The sequence below is a fragment of the Aureimonas sp. Leaf427 genome (assembly GCF_001425485.1).
Taxonomy (GTDB): Bacteria; Pseudomonadota; Alphaproteobacteria; order Rhizobiales; family Rhizobiaceae; genus Plantimonas.
Genome location: NZ_LMQW01000023.1, coordinates 56,120 through 73,586 on the forward strand (window position 1 = coordinate 56,120; position 17,467 = coordinate 73,586).

Sequence of the window (17,467 nt, forward strand, 5' to 3'; positions counted from 1 at the left end):
GCGGAACGCCTTTTCGCAGCGCAATAAATAACGCTGCCGGCCGTCGATTTCGCTCGCGCGCGCGTGCTAGGATCGCGGCTGCTCTGAGGCTTCGTTCGGAAGCGGAGCGGCAGGCAGGGTGATGACGCGGCTTCGAAACTACTTCCTCACCGGCTTCGTGATCTGTGCGCCCCTGGCCATAACCGCTTGGCTCACCTGGAGTTTCGTCCGTTGGGTGGACGGCTGGGTCAAGCCCTACATTCCGCTGCGCTATACGCCGGACGCCTATCTGCCCTTCGCCATTCCGGGCTTCGGCCTCGTCGTGGCACTGCTCCTGATCACGCTCGTCGGCTTTCTCACCGCCAACCTCATCGGGCGGACGGTGGTCGGCTGGGGCGAGCGGCTTCTGGGGCGCACGCCGCTGGTGCGTTCGCTCTATCAAGCGCTGAAACAGATCTTCGAGACGGTCTTCTCCAGCCAGTCCTCGTTCAAGCAGGCCGCGCTGATCGAGTATCCGCGGCGTGGCATCTGGTCGATCGTCTTGATCGCGACGACCGCCAAGGGCGAGATCGCCTCGATCTTCGAGCCCGAAGGCCAGGAGATGATCGCGGTCTTCCTGCCGCCGACGCCGAACCCGACATCCGGCTTCCTCCTCTACGTTCCGCGCGAGGACGTGAAGATCCTGAACATGGGCGTCGAGGATGCGATGAAGCTCGTCGTCTCGGCGGGCATCGTCGGACCCGAGTCCGATCGTCCGGTGAACCAAGCCGAGGCGACGCGGATCGTGGAGGAGCGGGCGAGGCGGGCCGAGGTCGCCTGAAGGAACTGAGACGGTGAAGCTGTTTCTTCGCCCCTTTGGGGAGAAGTGGCCGGCAGGCCGATGAGGGGTTCGCAAGTGTTCAGAACGCCACGCCAAACCTGACGCGCAAGCGCATGCCCCTCATCCGGCTGCCGCCACCTTCTCCCCGGAAGGGGAGACGAAGACTGTCCTGACTCGTCGATAGTCCTCAGCCCGACCGGAGAAGCCGGATCGCATCGTCCTTGCCGAAGAGGTAGAGCAGCGTGCGGAGGGCCTCGCCTCGGGGCGTGCGCAGGTCCGGGTCGGTCGCGAGGATCAGGCGGGCATCGTCCCGGGCGGTCTCCAGGAGATCGGCATGCTTGTCCGTCTGCGCGATGCGAAAGCCGGGCAGGCCGGATTGCTTGGTGCCGAGAAGATCGCCTTCGCCGCGCAGCTTCAGGTCTTCCTCCGCGATGCGGAAGCCGTCCTCGGTCTCGCGCATCACCGCGATGCGCGCCTTGGCGACCTCGCCGAGCGGCGCTCGATAGAGAAGCACGCAGGACGAGGCCTTCGACCCGCGCCCGACGCGGCCGCGCAGCTGGTGAAGCTGGGCGAGGCCGAAGCGCTCGGCATGTTCGATGACGATGATCGAGGCATCGGGCACGTCGACGCCGACCTCGATGACCGTGGTCGCGACGATGAGGCGGGTGCGGCCGGACTTGAAGTCGGCCATCGCGGCGTCCTTCTCCTCGCCCGACATGCGGCCATGGACGAGGCCGACCTTGTCGCCGAAGAACTGCTGCAGCACCCGGTGGCGCTCGTCGACGGCCATGAGGTCGCTCTTCTCGGACTCCTCCACCAGAGGGCAAACCCAATAGAGCTTGTCGCCCTCGGCGATGGCGCGCCCCGCCCGGTCGACGATTTCCGACAGCCGGTCCATCGGCACGGCGACGGTCGTGATCGGCTTGCGGCCGGCGGGTTTCCCTTCGAGGCGCGAGACGTCCATGTCGCCGAAGGCCGCGAGCACCAGCGTTCGGGGAATCGGCGTCGCCGTCATGACGAGAAGATCGGGCGCGCGGCCCTTGGCGGTGAGGCTGAGGCGCTGGTGGACGCCGAACCGGTGCTGCTCGTCCACCACGACGAGGCCGAGGTCGTGATAGACGACGCTGTCCTGAAACAGCGCATGGGTGCCGACGACGATGTCGGTCGTGCCGGAGGCGATGGCCTCCTGCTTCTCGGCCCGCGCCCGGCCCGTGTCCCGTCCTGTCAGCAGCGTCAGCTTCAGGCCGACCGCCTCGCAGAGCGGGGCGAGGGTCGCCGCGTGCTGGCGGGCAAGGATTTCCGTCGGCGCCAGAAGCGCGGACTGGGCTCCGGCTTCCGCCGCGGCCGCCATCGCCATCAGCGCGACGACCGTCTTGCCCGCCCCGACATCGCCTTGGAGAAGCCGGAGCATCCGGTCGTCCTCGGCCATGTCGGCGAGGATTTCGGCGACGGCCTTCGCCTGGCCTTCCGTCAGGTCGAAGGGCAGGACCGCCTTCACCCGGGCGCGAATGCGGCCGTCGCCGGCGAGCGGGCGACCCTTCGTCTTCTTGATCGTCTGCCGCGAGAGCGCGAGCGCGAGCTGGCCGGCCAGGAATTCATCATAGGCGAGCCGCCGCCAGGAAACGCCGAGCGGGTCGAGATCGAGCGCATCGGTCGGCCCGTGCAGCCGGACGAGCGCATCCCGGAACGGCGGAAACTGCAGCTTGCCGACGACGCCCGGCTCGATCCATTCGGGAAAGACTGGCACCTCGGCCAAGGCGGCGGCGATGCCCTTGCGCAGAACCTTGACGGACAGGCCCGCCGTCAGCGGATAGACCGGTTCGACCAGCGGCAGGGCCGCGGCATCTTCGACCGTCGCCACGAAGTCGGGATGGACCATCGCCGGCCGCCCGTTGAACCACTCGACGCGGCCGGACACGATCATCGTCTCGCCGACGGGCAGGAGCTTTTCCATCCAGGCGGACTGAGCCCGGAAGTAGGTGAGGGCGATCTCGCCGGTCTCGTCCTGGCCGAAGACGCGGTAGGGCGCGGAACTCGCTCGCCCCGGCGCCTGATGCCGGTCGATGCGCAGCGTCAGCGTCGCGATCTCGCCCTCGGGCGCACCGATGATCTCCACCCGGCGCCGCCGGTCGACGAGCCCGCTCGGCAGATGGAACAGAAGGTCGCGCACCCGCAGCGCCGCGTCCGATCCCGACGGCAGAAGCAGGGTCTTCAGGAAGCCCGCGACCTTGGGGCCGACGCCATCGAGGGTCGTGACGGCGGCGAAGAGCGGATCGAGGACGGAAGGGCGCATCGCTCCCCTTTATCGCCTCCGCCGCGGCCGGCAAAGGCTGACACCGCAGGATGTTCCCTATATAGACCCGTAATACCGACGAGCCCTTGAATCGACCTGTTTCGCCGGAGCGGCCTTCGTCGTGGATGAGGAAGGCGACGGGAGCGGCCTGTCGGCCGTGACCCGAGCCTGACGACGTCCACGGCGGAGGAGGCCCGGCCCTGCGGGTGGGCCTTGGCGGACTTTCGGAGTGCGTCGCCGCGCTTGGACGTGCCCCCCCCCGGCACGCCCGGCGCACGGCTCCTACCCGAAAGACCGCCAAGGCCCACGAAACAGGTCAATTCAAGGGCTCGTCGGTATAACAATCGAACACGGATCTGACATGACTGGCACGAGCCGCTCCTCGCACGATCTCGACGTCCGGCGCCGCAAGGCCCTGTTCCGGTCCTGGCACCGGGGTACGCGCGAGATGGACCTCGTCCTCGGTCGTTTCGCCGATGCGCAGATCCACGATCTCGACGATGCCGAGATGGACGACTACGAGATCCTGATGGAGGCGCAGGATCGCGACCTCTTCCAATGGATGACCGGCGAGGTGCCGACCCCCGGCAATTACGACACGTCTGTCTTCCGGCGCATCCTCGCCTTCTATGCGAATGGAGCGGGAGTGGCTCCGTGAGTTCGCCCGAGCGCATGAAGAAGCTTCTTTCGGGCGGCGGCGGCTTCTCGATCGGCAACGTGATCGACGGCTACGAACCCTTTCTCCTTGCCGAGATCGCGCGCGGCCGGGCCAAGGATCGCCCGCTCGTGTTCGTCATGCGCAACGGCAACCGGATGGGCGAGTTCGAGGACGCGCTGCGCTTCGTCGCGCCCGAGCTTCCCGTTTTGACGCTTCCCGCCTGGGACTGCCTGCCTTACGACCGCGTCGGGCCGTCCAGCGAGGCGGGCGCCATGCGCCTTGCCGCGATGACGTCGATCGCCGCGCTCAGAAAGACCCCGCACCGGGCGCTGATCCTCACCACCGCCAACGCGCTGCTGCAGAAGATGCCGCCGGCGAAGGTGCTGGAGGAGGAGACGATCTCGGCCAAGGCGTCTGGCCGCATCTCGATGGACCATATCGTGCGCGTGCTCCAGCGCGGCGGCTTCGAGCGCGTGGCGACGGTTCGCGACCATGGCGAGTTCGCCGTTCGCGGCGGCATCCTCGATCTCTTCGCGCCCGGCGACGAGGAGCCGATCCGGCTCGATTTCTTCGGCGACACGCTGGAATCGATCCGCGCCTTCGATCCCGCGACGCAGCGCACCAGCGGCCAACGCAAGAGTTTCGAGCTTGCTCCGATCAGCGAAGTCACGCTGAAGGACGAGACGATCAGCCGTTTCAGGACCAACTACATCAAGCGCTTCGGCGCGCCCTCCCGCAATGACGGGCTCTATACCGCGATCAGCGAGGGGCGCCGCTTCTCCGGCATGGAGCATTGGCTTCCGCTCTTCTACGAGAATCTCGACACGCTCTTCGACTATGTCGCGGGCTTTCCCGTCGTGCTCGACCATCTCGTGCTCGAAGCCGTCGCCGAACGGCGCAAGACGATCGAGGACCATTACGACAGCCGCAAGCGCGGCGCCTCGGGCGGCGAGGGCATGGGCGACGCGGTGCCTTACCATCCCGTCCCGGCGGACGAGCTATACCTGTCGCCCGACGAGCTGATGGGCGGGATCGCCAGCATCGATCCGATCCGGCTGTCCTCCTATGGGCTGACGGATGCGACGGGGCGCGAGATCGTCAATCTCGACGTGAAGCGCGGCCACAATTTCGCGGCCGAGCGCGCGGTCGCCGAGGTCAACGTCTTCGAGAAGGCCGTCGAGCACATCTCGAACATGCGGGCCGGCGGCCGGCAGGTGATCCTCGCCGCCTGGAGCGAGGGCTCGCGCGAGCGGCTGGCGCAGGTCGTCGAGGAGCACGGGCTCGGCGGCATCAAGCCGGCGGGCAGCCTGAAGCAGGCGCTGGAGTTCGGCAAAAACACGGTCGCCTCCGTCGTGCTCGGCATCGAATCGGGTTTCGAGACGGACCGGCTCGTCGTCATCGGCGAGCAGGACATTCTCGGCGATCGCCTGATCCGGCGCGGCCGGCGCAAGAAGAAGGGCTCGGACTTCATCTCCGAGGTCACGGGGCTGGATGCCGGCGACATCGTCGTCCATGTCGATCACGGCATCGGCCGCTTCGTCGGCCTGCGCACGATCGAGGCGGCGGGCGCGCCGCGCGACTGCCTGGAAATCCGCTATTCCGGCGACGACCGTCTGTTCCTGCCGGTCGAGAACATCGAGCTCCTGTCGCGCTATGGCGGCGAGGGGTCCGAGGCCATGCTCGACAAGCTCGGCGGCGGCGCCTGGCAGGCGCGCAAGGCCAAGCTGAAGAAGCGCCTTCTCGACATGGCGGAAGGCCTCATCCGCCTCGCCGCCGAGCGCCAGACGCGCGGGGCGCCGAAGCTGCTGCCGCCGGAAGGCCTCTGGGGCGAGTTCGCCGCGCGGTTTCCCTATGAGGAGACCGAGGACCAGATGTCGGCGATCGAAGCCGTGGCCGACGATCTGGCGCTCGGCCGCCCGATGGACCGTCTCGTCTGCGGCGACGTCGGCTTCGGAAAGACGGAGGTCGCCCTGCGCGCCGCCTTCATCGCGGCGATGAACGGGCTGCAGGTCGCCGTCGTCGTGCCGACGACGCTGCTCGCGCGCCAGCATTTCAAGACCTTCTCCGAGCGCTTCCACGGGCTGCCGCTGAACGTCGCGCAAGCTTCGCGCCTGGTGACGACGAAGGACATCAACGAGACGAAGAAGGGTCTGACGAACGGCACGGTCGACATCGTCGTCGGCACGCATGCGCTGCTCGGCAAGGGCGTTTCCTTCAAGAATCTCGGCCTTCTCATCATCGACGAGGAGCAGCATTTCGGCGTGCGCCACAAGGAGCGGCTGAAGGAGCTGAAGAGCGACGTCCATGTTCTGACGCTCTCGGCAACGCCCATCCCGCGCACGCTGCAGCTGGCGCTGACGGGCGTTCGCGAGCTGTCGCTGATCACCACCGCGCCGGTCGACCGCATGGCGGTGCGCACCTTCATCGCGCCTTTCGACGCTTTGGTCGTGCGCGAGACGCTGCTGCGCGAGCGCTATCGCGGCGGGCAGAGCTTCTACGTGGCGCCGCGCCTGTCCGACCTCGCCGGCATCCAGGACTTCCTCGCCGATCAGGTGCCGGAGCTGAAGGTGGCCGTCGCCCATGGTCAGATGCCGGCCGGCGAGCTCGAAGACATCATGAACGCCTTCTACGAAGGCCAGTACGACGTGCTTCTCTCGACGACGATCGTGGAATCCGGCCTCGACATCCCGGCTGCCAACACGATGATCGTGCACCGCGCGGATATGTTCGGCCTGGCGCAGCTCTACCAGCTTCGCGGCCGCGTCGGGCGCTCGAAGGTTCGTGCCTATGCCCTGCTGACGATCCCGGCCAACAAGACGCCGACCGCCGGGGCCGACAGGCGTCTGAAGGTCCTGCAATCGCTGGACACGCTCGGCGCCGGCTTCCAGCTCGCCAGCCACGATCTCGACCAGCGCGGTGCCGGCAATCTGCTCGGCGACGAGCAGAGCGGCCATGTGAAGGAGGTCGGCTTCGAGCTCTATCAGCAGATGCTGGAAGAGGCCGTCGCGGAGATGAAGGGCGTTCCCGGCGAGACGGACGGCCAATGGTCTCCCAACATCACGCTCGGAACGGCCGTGATGATCCCGGAGGCCTACGTGCCGGATCTCCAGCTGCGCATGGGCCTCTATCGCCGTCTCGCCGATTTCACGGAGGCGCGCGAGATCGACGCCTTCGGCGCCGAGCTGATCGACCGTTTCGGCCCGATGCCGGACGAGGTGGAGCATCTTCTGAAGGTCGTCTTCATCAAGGCGCTGTGCCGGCGAGCCAATATCGAGAAGCTCGATGCGGGGCCGAAGGGCGTCGTCGTGCAGTTCCGCGACAAGACCTTCCAGAACCCCGCGGCCCTCGTGCGCTACATCGGCGAGCAGGGCTCGGCCGCGAAGATCCGGCCGGACCAGTCCATCGTCCTCATCCGCGACTGGCCGAAGCCGGAACAGCGCCTGAACGGTGCCGCGACCATCGCGACGCAACTCGCGCGCTTCGCAGACGAGGCACAGAAGAGGGCGGCTTGAACGAAAGTTGGCGCCGGGACAATGTCCGGGCGCCTTCGTTTCGAATGGCGATGAGCGACGCTTCAGCGCTTGTCGTACTTGCGGTCGAACTCGCGGGCCTGATGGCGTAGCCACAGGTAGCCGCCGCCGGCGAAGCTGGCGATGAGCGCCATGCTGATGAGGAAATCGGAGGTCATTCTAGTCCTCGCTTCGGAACAGGCTCAGGAGCGTCTGTGCCATCAAATGTATGCCGAAAGCCGAACAAAGCAAAATCCAGGGCTTGATGGTCAGGAGGAAGCCCGGTTCGTTGATGGCCGGCAGGATGACCGCCGCACCGGCCACCGCGATGCCGAGCGCATTGAGCGCGCCGGCGGCGAGCTTGACGCGTTCGTTGCTCCTCTTGGCCGCAAGCCCCCTCGCACGGTCTTCCTCGGTGAGGCTCATTCCCGATCCAGCCAGAAGGCCGGCAGGTAGTAGCCCGTCAGCGGCAGCGTTGCCGGATGCTTCACGAAGGACCAGCGGGCGAGGCGCTGTTCGCCGATGTAGAAGAGCGGCACGAGATACTGGCCGGAGATGAGGACGCGGTCGTAAGCCCTTGCGGCCGCGACGAACTCCTCGCGGGTTCGGGCCGATGTCATCGCATCGATCATCGCATCGGCGGCCGGATTGGCGACGCCCGCATAGTTGAACGAGCCGGGTGCGTTGGCGGAGACCGAGCCCCACCGGCCGCGCTGTTCGGCGCCCGGCGAGAGGGTGCCGTTGAAGGGCGCGATCAGCATGTCGTAGTCGAAGGCCTGCTTGCGTGATTGATACTGCGCGTCGTCGACCTGCCGCACCTCCGCGTCCACGCCGACCCGCTGCAGCGTTCGCGAGAAGCCGAGCGCGATGCGGCCCTGGTCGGCGTTCTGCACGAGGATCTCGAAGGCGAGCGGTCGTCCGTCCGGTCCGACCATCCGGCTGCCGGAAAAGGTGTAGCCCGCCGCCTTCAGGGCGGTGACGGCCTTCAGCATGAGGCCGCGGTCCGATCCCGATGCGTCGCTGACCGGCGGCGCCCATGTGCCGGCGAGGACATCCGGCGTTACGGCTTCCGGGAAGCGCGCGAGCAGGGCCTTCTCGGCGTCGGTCGCGGGCCGGCCGACGCTGGACAGCTCGGAATTCTCGAAATAGCCCCGGATGCGCTTGTAGGACCCGTAGTAGAGGTTGGCGTTCGCCCATTCGAAGTCGAAGAGTAGGCTCAGCGCGGCCCGCACCTCCCGGTTCTGAAAGACGGGCCGCCGCGTGTTGAAGAAGAAGCCGTAGGTTCCGGCGGGCTTGCCCGTCTGGAAGACCTCTTTGACGACGCGCCCGTCCCGGACGGCGGGGAAGTCGTAGGAGGTCTGCCAGTTGCGCGGATTGCCCTCGCCGTAGACGTAGAAGAGGCCCTTCTGAAAGGCCTCGAACTGGGCGTTGGCATCGCGGAAATACTCGACGCTGATGGCGTCGTAATTGTCGACGCCGCGCTTCAGCGGCAGGTCCTTGGCCCAGTAGTCCGGGTTCTTGCGATAGCCGATGCGCCGACCGGGCTCGACCGCGTCGATGATGTACGGGCCGGAGCCGATGACCGGCTTCAGCGTCGAGCGCTCGAAGGTCGCGCGGTCGAAGCCGTGTTCGGGAAGCACCGGCAGACCCGCAAGGAGCAGCGGCAGCTCGCGGTCAGCCTTCTCGTTGAAGGTGAAGCGGATGCCGCGCTCGCCGACCCTGTCGATCCGGGCGACCTTGGAGAGCCAGTCGGTGTATTGCGGCCGAACGACGCCGGGTATCTTCATCATGTCGGTGGTGAAGATCACGTCCTCCACCCGAACCGGCTTGCCGTCGGAGAAGCGGGCCTTGGGGTTCAGCGTGAACTCGACGAAGCTCCGCGCGTCGTCCGTCTCGACCGTTTCGGCGAGGAGCCCGTAGAGCGTGAAGGGCTCGTCGGGAGAGCGCTGCATCAGCGGCTCGAAGACGAGGTTGCCGAATTCGGGATCGAACCAGATGCCCCGGGCCGTCGTCGCCGCGCCGCGCACGATGACGGGATTGAGATTGTCGAACGTGCCGTAGACGCCGTAGCGCATCGCGCCGCCCGTCTTGGCCGCGGGATCGACATAGGGAAGGCGGTCGAAGCCCTCGGGCAGCTTCGGCTCGCCCTGCATGGCGATGGCGTGCATCGGACGCGCGAAGGACGGCGAGGACAGGCAGGCGAGACCGAGGACGAGCGGAATCGAGAACGCCCGGGCAAGCCGGAGGGCGATATCGCGAGGGGGCATGAAGGCTGGGTCTCCGAGGCATCGTCGAAGCCGGATTCTTAACGGCATCCGGCCGCCTTGCCCATAGCTGGATCGTCCGTTCCCGGCCTGGAGGAGGGTCTTCAAACGGCCTCATTTGCGAAAGAGTTCCACACCGTCTAAGGGAACCCGAACCCCCGGCAGAGCCAATCTTGAAGGATGCAAGGCCCGTGAAGAATCGTTCGCTCCATGTCACCAGGAACGTCATCCGGTCGGGGATGGCCGGCTTGGCGGCTCTCGGCGCGCTGACCGGGTCGGTCCTGGCTCAGGAGGCGCCTGCCAAGGCTCCGGCCAAGCCCGCCGCCAAGGCGCAGGCCGCCAAGCCCCAGGCGGCGGCGCAGCCCGCGGTCGCCGGCCAGCCCACCTGGTTCAAGGTCTGCACCACCCAGGGCGACAACACGATCTGCAACACGCAGTACACGATGATCGCCGACACCCGCCAGCTGATCACGGCGCTTAACCTGATCGACGTGAAGGGCAAGGTGAACCAGAAGGTTCTCCAGGTCGTCGTGCCGACCGGCCGCGTCATTCCCGCCGGCGTCCAGATGCAGGTCGATCAGAACGCGCCGGCCGCCATCGGCTATTCCGTCTGCTTCCCCGATCGCTGCATCGCCGAGGCGCAGCTGACCGACGCGATCATCGCCTCGATGAAGAAGGGGAACGGGCTGACCGTCACCTCGATCAACTTCCAGCGTCAGGCGAACCCGATCAAGATCACGTTGTCGGGATTCACCGGCGCCTTCGACGGCCCGCCGGCCGCCCAGCCGGAGCTGGCCCAGCGCCAGGAGGAGCTCGACAAGGCCCTTCAGAAGCAGGCCGAGACCCGTCGCAAGAAGTTCGAGGACGCGCAGTCCGCCGCCAAGGGTGGCGCGGCAGCTCCCGCGCAGTAAGCGCTTCCCGGCGTTTCGAGTTCGAGAAAAAGGCGGCGGATCAAGGGATCCGCCGCCTTTTTCGTTCGACATGGACTTCAGTTCCGGTGCTGGCCCTTCAGGCGATAGGCGCCGTCGACCGGCCCGTCGAAAATCTCCGGCACCTGCGGATGGCGGACGGGCGTGCCCGTCTCGTCCGGCACGAGGTTCTGCTCGGAAACATAGGCGACGTACTCGCTGTCCGAGTTCTCGGCGAAGAGGTGGTAGAAAGGTTGGTCCTTGCGGGGGCGCACCTCTTCGGGGATCGACATGTACCATTCTTCGGTGTTGTCGAAGACGGGGTCCACGTCGAAGATCACGCCCCGGAAGGGGAAGACCCGGTGGCGAACCACCTGGCCGATGAAGAAGCGCGCAGTCTGCATGGTGTCGTCGGTCTCATCGTTCGAGCATCCTGCGACGGCCCGGCCGTCACGCGCTCGACATATGTTCACGATGACGTTGCCGTAAAAGACCGTCGCAGCGCAATCGCAAACTCGCACGAGGGTCGGGCGAGTCCGGATGATCCTTAACTCAACGGGTCGTCGACGGTCGCCAGACGCCCCGTGCCGAGACGCTCGTTCAGCCCCTTGGACAGGCCGCGGAACCCCGAGCCCGGCGACAGGCCTTCGCGGATGGCGAAGCGGCGCAGGAAGGGCAGGCCGGACAGGGCGGCAAGTCCCGCCGCGCGCCCGGCCTGGGCGGGCAGGAAACCGGCGAGCAGCGAGCGGTTGAGAAGGTCGACGCCGACCGTTCGCGACACGACGTCGACGCGGCGCGCGCGCTCGTAGGCGCCGAGTGCGCGCTTCGACCCCGGATCGTCGCGGGACGCGGAGACGGCGGAGACGAGAGCCGCCGCGTCGCGAAGGCCGAGATTGAGACCCTGGGCGCCGATCGGCGGAAAGACATGCGCCGCCTCTCCGACGAGGGCCGTCCGCTCGCCGGCCATGCGCGCGGCGCTGGCGCCGCTGAGCGGAAAGCTCTGAACCTCGCTCGTGACCTCGACGGCGCCGAGGATCGAATGCATCCGCCGCTCGATTCGCTCCGCCAGCTTCTCCGTCCGCAAGTCCTTGGCATTGGCCGCGGCATCGGGCGTGTCGACCCAGACGAGCGAGGAGTTGCGGCCGGGGAGAGGAACCTGCGTGAACGGGCCGTTCGGCGTGTGGAACTCCGTCGAGATGCGGTCGTGCGGCTGCGCATGCGAAAAATTGAGGACGATCGCGCTCTGCGGATAGGTCCAGTCGCGCAGCGCGATGCCTGAATAGCGCCGGACGATGGAGTTGCGACCATCTGCCCCGACGATGAGATCGACGCGGAAGGCCCGCCCGTCCGCCAGGGTCACGGACGCGCCGTCCGCATCGGCCGAAATGTCGCGGACGGGCTCGGTCTCGATCGTCAGACGGTCGGAAAGCGTGCCGGCTCTTTCCTTCAGAAGAGTCAGAAGATCGGCGTTCAAGATGTTGATGCCGAAAGCGAAAAGGCCAACCTCCGCGGCCTTGAACTCGGTCGTCGGCGCCCGCAGGAGGCGACCGGTATCGTCGACGATCCGCATCGTCGCCAGCCGTTCGCCCTTGGCTTCGATCGCCTCGGCCAGCCCGAGCCGCGCGAGGAAAGCGATCGATTCTCCGATGAGGGCGGTGGAGCGGCCGTCGGTGCGCTCGGCCTGCGGGGCGACGAGCAGCGTGTCGAAACCCTCCAGGGCGAGCCCGATCGCGGTGGCATAGCCGGAAAGGCCGCCGCCGACGACCGCGATGTCCCGTCTCGTCATGATGCTCGGTCTCCACATTCGCAGTCGGGCCCATGCTCGGAGAGATCGGCCGGTCTTGGTTTTCAGAGATACGGACGATACACCTGAAGGCAATGGCGGATCGCACGGCAGCACGCCGTGCGACAACAGGCATCGGACGACATGGCGGATATCGCACCCAGACCGGAACGTTGGCGTGCGTTCGCCGTCCATCTCCTGACAGCAAGCGGGGCCTTCTGGGCCTTCATGGCGATCATCGCGGCGGCCGAACATGCCTGGGTGCAGATGTTCGGCTGGCTGGGCCTCGCGCTCTTCGTCGATGCGATCGACGGCCCGCTTGCCCGCCGCGTCGACATCCAGCGCGTCTTGCCGAACTGGTCGGGCGAGGTTCTCGATCAGATCATCGACTACGCGACCTATGTCATCATTCCTGCCTTCGCGCTCTACGAGTCCGGCATCATCGGCCGGCCGCTCTCCTTCGTCGCCGCCGGCCTGATCGTGATATCGAGCGCGATCTACTATGCGGACATGCGCATGAAGACGAAGGACTATTTCTTCCGCGGCTTCCCCGTTGCCTGGAACATGGTCATCTTCACCTTCTTCGCCATGCAGCCCAACGGGGCGACGGCCTTCGCCTTCGTCGTGTTCTGCGCGCTGGCCACCTTCCTGCCCGTGAAGTTCGTCCACCCGGTCCGCGTGACCAAGCTTCGGCCGCTGAACCTCGCGGTCTCCGCGCTCTGGGCCGTCTTCGGCTTAGCCGCGCTCTTCTACGCATCCGACCGGCCGGACGAGGTGTTCGACAGCCCGTGGTGGCTGAAGGCGGGCATCCTGGCGACGGGGCTCTATCTGTTCTGCATCGGCGGCATCCTGCAGCTCGCGGGACGGGCCGGACCGCCCAAACCGGAGTTGAACGCATGACGAAGGCCATTCTCGTCCGCCGGATCGGCGGCCCCGAGGTTCTCGAATATGTCGATCACGACCCCGGCCGGCCCGGCCCCGGCCAGATCCGGGTGGAGCAGGTCGCCGCGGGCATCAACTTCATCGACGTCTATTTCCGCACCGGGCTCTACAAGTCCGAGACCATGCCCTTCGTGCTCGGCAAGGAGGGCGCCGGCACGGTGTCGGAGGTCGGCGAGGGGGTCGACGACGTCAAGGTCGGCGATCGGGTCGCCTATTACGGGGCGTCCGGCAGCTATGCCGAGGCGGTCGTCATCGAGGCCGCCAAGGTCGTGAAGCTGCCGGAGGGCGTCGCGAGCGAGGTCGCCGCCGCTTCGATGCTGAAGGGCATGACGGCCGAGTACCTTCTGCGCCGCACCTTCAAGGTGGGGCCGGAAACGGTCCTGCTCTTCCATGCGGCCGCCGGCGGCGTCGGCCTCATCGCCGGCCAATGGGCCAAGCATCTCGGGGCGACCGTCATCGGCACGGCCGGGTCGGCGGAGAAGTGCGAGCTCGCTCTGGAAAACGGGTTCGACCACGTCATCAACTACCGCGACGAGGATTTCGCGGCGCGGGTGCTGGAGATCACGGACGGGCGCAAATGCGACGTGGTCTATGATTCGGTCGGCCGGGATACTTTCCCGAAAAGCCTCGATTGCCTGAAACCGAGGGGTCTGTGGGCCAGCTTCGGCCAATCCTCCGGCAAGTTGCCGGAAATCGATCTTGCCATCCTGAATCAAAAGGGTTCACTCTTCGCCACGCGGCCCAGCCTCTTCGGCTACACGCAGACCCGCGCCGAGGTCGAAGAGTCCTCCGGCGCACTCTTCGACGTCATCGCCAGCGGCGCGGTGAAGGTTCGAATCGACCAACGCTTTCCGCTGCAGCAGGCTGCGGATGCACATCGCGCGCTGGAATCGCGCCAGACGACGGGGGCGACGATCCTGACCATCTGACCGGCGGGGAGGCCGGGCGGATTTCTCAACCAGACTTTGGGAGGAGTACGACATGCCGAGCACACGTTACGTGATCGAGACGGGGACCATCGAAGGCGATGCCTGGAAGACGGGCGGTTTTCACGAGGCGATCAACGCGACCGACAGCCATGTCGCCCTCGACTGCGTCAGACCGGCGCTCAGCACCTTCGGCTATCGCGACGAGGACGGAAACTACGTCCGCGTGCTCGATCCCGAAAAGCACGAGATCGCACGGCTTCCGCTGAACGAAGCCTTCTGGAGCGCCTGACGCTTCCATCCCGAGCATGGGTGGCCGACATCCCTCGGCCCCCGGCTTCCTAGTTCAATTAAAAATCCACGACGAAACATCCGTCACCCGCGACCGCCTTGCGTGGTGGCGGGTGATCGGCTTTCGTCGGACCTGGATCGGAGGAGGCGGGGTCGTAAGGCGCCGGTCCGATCGCCAGCTAGAGAGAGGAGCGGCCTTTGGACCGTCGTACATTCATCACCAAGGCGGGTCTCGCCGCAGGGGCCGCAGCCGCATCGACGACGCTCGCCGCGCCGGCGATCGCGCAGGACATGCCGCAGATTCGCTGGCGCCTGACCTCCAGCTTTCCCAACACGCTGGACACGATCTTCGGCGGCGCCGAGGTGATGACCAAGGCCGTGTCGGACATGACGGGCGGCAAGTTCACCATCGACGTCTTTCCGGCCGGCGAACTCGTTCCCGGCCTTCAGGCACTCGACGCCGTGCAGGACGGCACCGTCGAGGCCGCGCATACGGTCTGCTACTACTATGTCGGCAAGGACCCGACCTTCGCCATTCCCTCCTCGATCCCGTTCGGCCTCAACGCCCGCCAGCAGAACGCCTGGCTCTATCACGGCGGCGGCAACGAGCTGATCGACGCGTTTCTCGGCCAGAGCGGCGTCGTCGGCCGGCCCGGCGGCAACACCGGCACGCAGATGGGCGGCTGGTTCCGCAAGGAGGTGAACAGCCTCGCCGATCTCAATGGCCTGAAGATGCGCATCGCCGGTCTTGCCGGCCGCGTCATGCAGCCGCTCGGCGTGGTGCCGCAGCAGCTGGCCGGAGGCGACATCTACCCGGCGCTGGAGCGGGGAACGATCGACGCGACGGAATGGGTCGGGCCCTACGACGACGAGAAACTCGGCTTCTATCAGGTCGCCAAATTCTACTATTATCCAGCCTTCTGGGAGGCCGGGCCGACCGTCCACTTCCTCTTCGGAAAAGAGAAATACGACGCTCTTCCCGAGGCTTACAAGGCTGTTCTCGACTCGGCCACGAAGGTCGCGAACCTCAACATGCTGGCGCTCTACGACGTGCGCAACATGCAGGCGATCCGCAGCCTCGTGGGCAAGGGCGTGCAGCTTCGGCCGCTGCCGCGCGACGTGCTCGACGCGTCCTACGATTCGGCGATGAAGCTCTATGGCGAGCTGTCCGCCTCCAACGCGAACTGGAAGGCGATGTACGAGCCCTGGAGCGTCTTCCGCAGCCAGACCTACGAGTGGTTCCGCGTGGCGGAATATTCGAACGATTCCTACAACTACGCTCAGCAGGCGGCCGGCAAGTAAGCCTCGTCGCCAGCGCTGCCATCTGAAAGCGCCGGTGCCTCCACGAGGCGCCGGCGCTTTTGCGTCTGCAGGCGGCGGCCCGCCGCGTCAGGGCTGGGCGGGGGCCGGCGCGCCGAAGCTGGGCGCTGGCGTCGCGCCGAAGGTCGGGGCTGGAAGCGGCGCCGGTGCGGAGGGCGCTGCCGGTGCCGGTGCCGGTGCCGGGCTGCCGAAGCTCGGCGCGGCGGGTTGGCCGAAGGAAGGCGGCGCGGGCGGCGTCGCGCCCGGAGCGGGGGCGGGGCCGCCGAAGCTCGGTGCGGGGGATGCGCCGAAGCCGGGCGCTGCCGGCTGGCCGAAGCTCGGCGCCGCCGGCTGGCCGAAGCTCGGGGCCGCGCCGAACGGGTTCTCGCCGCCAGCGCCCGGCATCGGCACGTTGAGGTGGATCGTCGAGGGATCGACGACAGCCTCCTTGGTCAGGAAATACGTCACCGACTGCGGCCAAGCGATGAGGATGACGACCAGCACGAGCTGAAGCCCGAGCCAGGGAACGGCGCCCCAATAGATGTCCGAACTCTTCACCTCGGCCGGCGCGATGCCGCGCAGGTAGAAGAGCGCGAAGCCGAAGGGCGGGTGCATGAAGCTCGTCTGCATGTTCACGCAGAGGAGCACGCCGAACCAGACGAGATCGATGCCGAGCGACTCCGCTACGGGCGCGAGCAGCGGGATGACGATGAAGGCGATCTCGAAGAAGTCGAGGAAGAAGGCCAGGAAAAAGATGAAGATGTTGACGAAGATCAGGAATCCGAGCGCGCCGCCGGGCAGGCTGGTCAGGAGATGCTCGATCCAGTGGCCGCCGTCCATGCCCTGGAACACGAAGGAGAAGACCGTCGAGCCGATGAGGATGAAGATGACCATGGCGGTCAGGCGGGAGGTCGTCGCCATCGCCTGACGCAGGAGAGACCAGCTGAGGCGCCCGTGAAGCGCGGCGAGCAGGATGGCGCCCACCGAGCCCATGGCGCCCGCGACCGTCGGCGTGGCGACGCCGAGCAGCATGGTTCCGAGGACGAGGAAGATCAGGAAGAGCGAGGGCACCATGCTCTTGGCGACCTTCCAGAGAAGCTTGCCCCCGCTCATCGTGCGCGCTTCGGGCGGCAGAGGCGGCATCAGGTGCGGCTTCATCTTCGAGACGGCGAAGATGAAGAGGAGGAAGAGCGCGATCTGCAGGAGCGAGGGGCCGATCGCGCCGGCATACATGTCGCCGACCGGACGACCCAGCTGGTCCGCGATGATGATGAGCACCAGCGAGGGCGGGATGACCTGCGTGATCGTGCCGGAGGCGGCGATGACGCCCGTGGCGAGCCGCATGTTGTAGCCGTAGCGCATCATGATCGGCAGCGAGACGACGCCCATGGCGATGACGGAGGCCGCGACCGTTCCCGTGATGGCGCCGAGCACCGCGCCGACGAGCACGACCGCATAGGCGAGACCGCCCGGCAGCGGGCCGAAGAGCTGGCCGGAGCCCTCCAGCAGATCCTCGGCAAGGCCGCAGCGCTCCAGGATCGCGCCCATGAAGGTGAAGAACGGGATGGCGAGCAGCAGCTCGTTCGACAGGATGCCGAAGAAGCGGGAGGGCAGGCCGTTGAGGAAGACCAGCTCGAACTGGTCGATCGCCACGCCGATGATCGCGAAGAAGATGCCGACGGCCGCCAGCGAGAAGGCGACGGGAAAGCCGATGAGGAGGAACACAATCAGGCCGCCGAACATCAGCGGCGGCATCACGCCATATTCGAACATGCCGAGCGTTTCCGTCCCGTAT

At 66.8% G+C, this 17,467-nt stretch carries 13 protein-coding genes and 1 pseudogene; 8 read left to right on the forward strand and 6 right to left on the reverse strand.

The window, feature by feature from the left end:
• Nucleotides 1-121: 121 nt before the first annotated feature.
• Nucleotides 122-799 (forward strand): DUF502 domain-containing protein, encoded by a 678-nt coding sequence (locus ASG62_RS13610; protein WP_056691212.1) that lies wholly within the window; start codon nucleotides 122-124, stop codon nucleotides 797-799.
• Between the two features lie 187 nt (nucleotides 800-986).
• Here the strand turns inward: ASG62_RS13610 and recG are convergent, their stop codons facing one another.
• Nucleotides 987-3,092 (reverse strand): ATP-dependent DNA helicase RecG, encoded by a 2,106-nt coding sequence (gene recG, locus ASG62_RS13615; RefSeq protein ID WP_056691217.1) that lies wholly within the window; start codon nucleotides 3,090-3,092, stop codon nucleotides 987-989.
• A 361-nt stretch (nucleotides 3,093-3,453) separates the two neighbouring features.
• On the opposite strand from recG, the gene ASG62_RS13620 reads away from it, so the two are divergent.
• Complete coding sequence (locus ASG62_RS13620) at nucleotides 3,454-3,750, forward strand: succinate dehydrogenase assembly factor 2 (RefSeq protein WP_056691220.1); 297 nt, start codon at nucleotides 3,454-3,456, stop codon at nucleotides 3,748-3,750.
• A 137-nt stretch (nucleotides 3,751-3,887) separates the two neighbouring features.
• Nucleotides 3,888-7,262, forward strand: a complete 3,375-nt coding sequence (gene mfd, locus ASG62_RS13625; protein ID WP_244487509.1) for a transcription-repair coupling factor — start codon at nucleotides 3,888-3,890, stop codon at nucleotides 7,260-7,262.
• Between the two features lie 177 nt (nucleotides 7,263-7,439).
• Here mfd and ASG62_RS13630 read toward each other — a convergent pair whose 3' ends face one another.
• Nucleotides 7,440-7,685, reverse strand: coding sequence for a hypothetical protein (locus ASG62_RS13630; protein WP_056691231.1), 246 nt, complete (start codon nucleotides 7,683-7,685; stop codon nucleotides 7,440-7,442).
• Nucleotides 7,682-9,526: an extracellular solute-binding protein gene (locus tag ASG62_RS13635; protein WP_056691233.1), complete on the reverse strand. Its 1,845-nt coding sequence runs from the start codon at nucleotides 9,524-9,526 to the stop codon at nucleotides 7,682-7,684. Before ASG62_RS13635 ends, ASG62_RS13630 begins: the two co-directional genes overlap by 4 nt.
• A 236-nt stretch (nucleotides 9,527-9,762) precedes the next feature.
• On the opposite strand from ASG62_RS13635, the gene ASG62_RS13640 reads away from it, so the two are divergent.
• Nucleotides 9,763-10,434, forward strand: coding sequence for an invasion associated locus B family protein (locus tag ASG62_RS13640; protein ID WP_056691236.1), 672 nt, complete (start codon nucleotides 9,763-9,765; stop codon nucleotides 10,432-10,434).
• Between the two features lie 77 nt (nucleotides 10,435-10,511).
• Here the strand turns inward: ASG62_RS13640 and hspQ are convergent, their stop codons facing one another.
• Both hspQ and ASG62_RS13650 read right to left on the reverse strand, forming a co-directional pair.
• Nucleotides 10,512-10,835, reverse strand: coding sequence for a heat shock protein HspQ (gene hspQ, locus ASG62_RS13645; protein WP_056691240.1), 324 nt, complete (start codon nucleotides 10,833-10,835; stop codon nucleotides 10,512-10,514).
• Between the two features lie 143 nt (nucleotides 10,836-10,978).
• On the reverse strand, nucleotides 10,979-12,217 hold the full coding sequence (locus ASG62_RS13650; RefSeq protein WP_056691242.1) for a UbiH/UbiF family hydroxylase: 1,239 nt from the start codon (nucleotides 12,215-12,217) through the stop codon (nucleotides 10,979-10,981).
• A 141-nt stretch (nucleotides 12,218-12,358) separates the two neighbouring features.
• On the opposite strand from ASG62_RS13650, the gene pcsA reads away from it, so the two are divergent.
• The 4 genes from pcsA to ASG62_RS13670 all read left to right on the forward strand — a co-directional run bounded on the left by pcsA (nucleotide 12,359) and on the right by ASG62_RS13670 (nucleotide 15,675).
• Nucleotides 12,359-13,114, forward strand: coding sequence for a phosphatidylcholine synthase (pcsA, locus tag ASG62_RS13655; protein ID WP_056691244.1), 756 nt, complete (start codon nucleotides 12,359-12,361; stop codon nucleotides 13,112-13,114).
• Complete coding sequence (locus ASG62_RS13660; protein ID WP_056691247.1) at nucleotides 13,111-14,085, forward strand: quinone oxidoreductase family protein; 975 nt, start codon at nucleotides 13,111-13,113, stop codon at nucleotides 14,083-14,085. The genes pcsA and ASG62_RS13660 overlap by 4 nt, the downstream gene beginning before the upstream one ends.
• Before the next feature lie 52 nt (nucleotides 14,086-14,137).
• Complete coding sequence (locus ASG62_RS13665) at nucleotides 14,138-14,374, forward strand: hypothetical protein (protein ID WP_056691250.1); 237 nt, start codon at nucleotides 14,138-14,140, stop codon at nucleotides 14,372-14,374.
• 197 nt (nucleotides 14,375-14,571) lie between these two features.
• On the forward strand, nucleotides 14,572-15,675 hold the full coding sequence (locus ASG62_RS13670) for a TRAP transporter substrate-binding protein (protein ID WP_056691251.1): 1,104 nt from the start codon (nucleotides 14,572-14,574) through the stop codon (nucleotides 15,673-15,675).
• A 288-nt stretch (nucleotides 15,676-15,963) separates the two neighbouring features.
• On the opposite strand, the pseudogene ASG62_RS13675 reads toward ASG62_RS13670, so the two are convergent.
• Nucleotides 15,964-17,445: pseudogene (locus ASG62_RS13675) on the reverse strand (TRAP transporter large permease); the annotation flags it as partial.
• Between the last annotated feature and the right edge of the window lie 22 nt (nucleotides 17,446-17,467).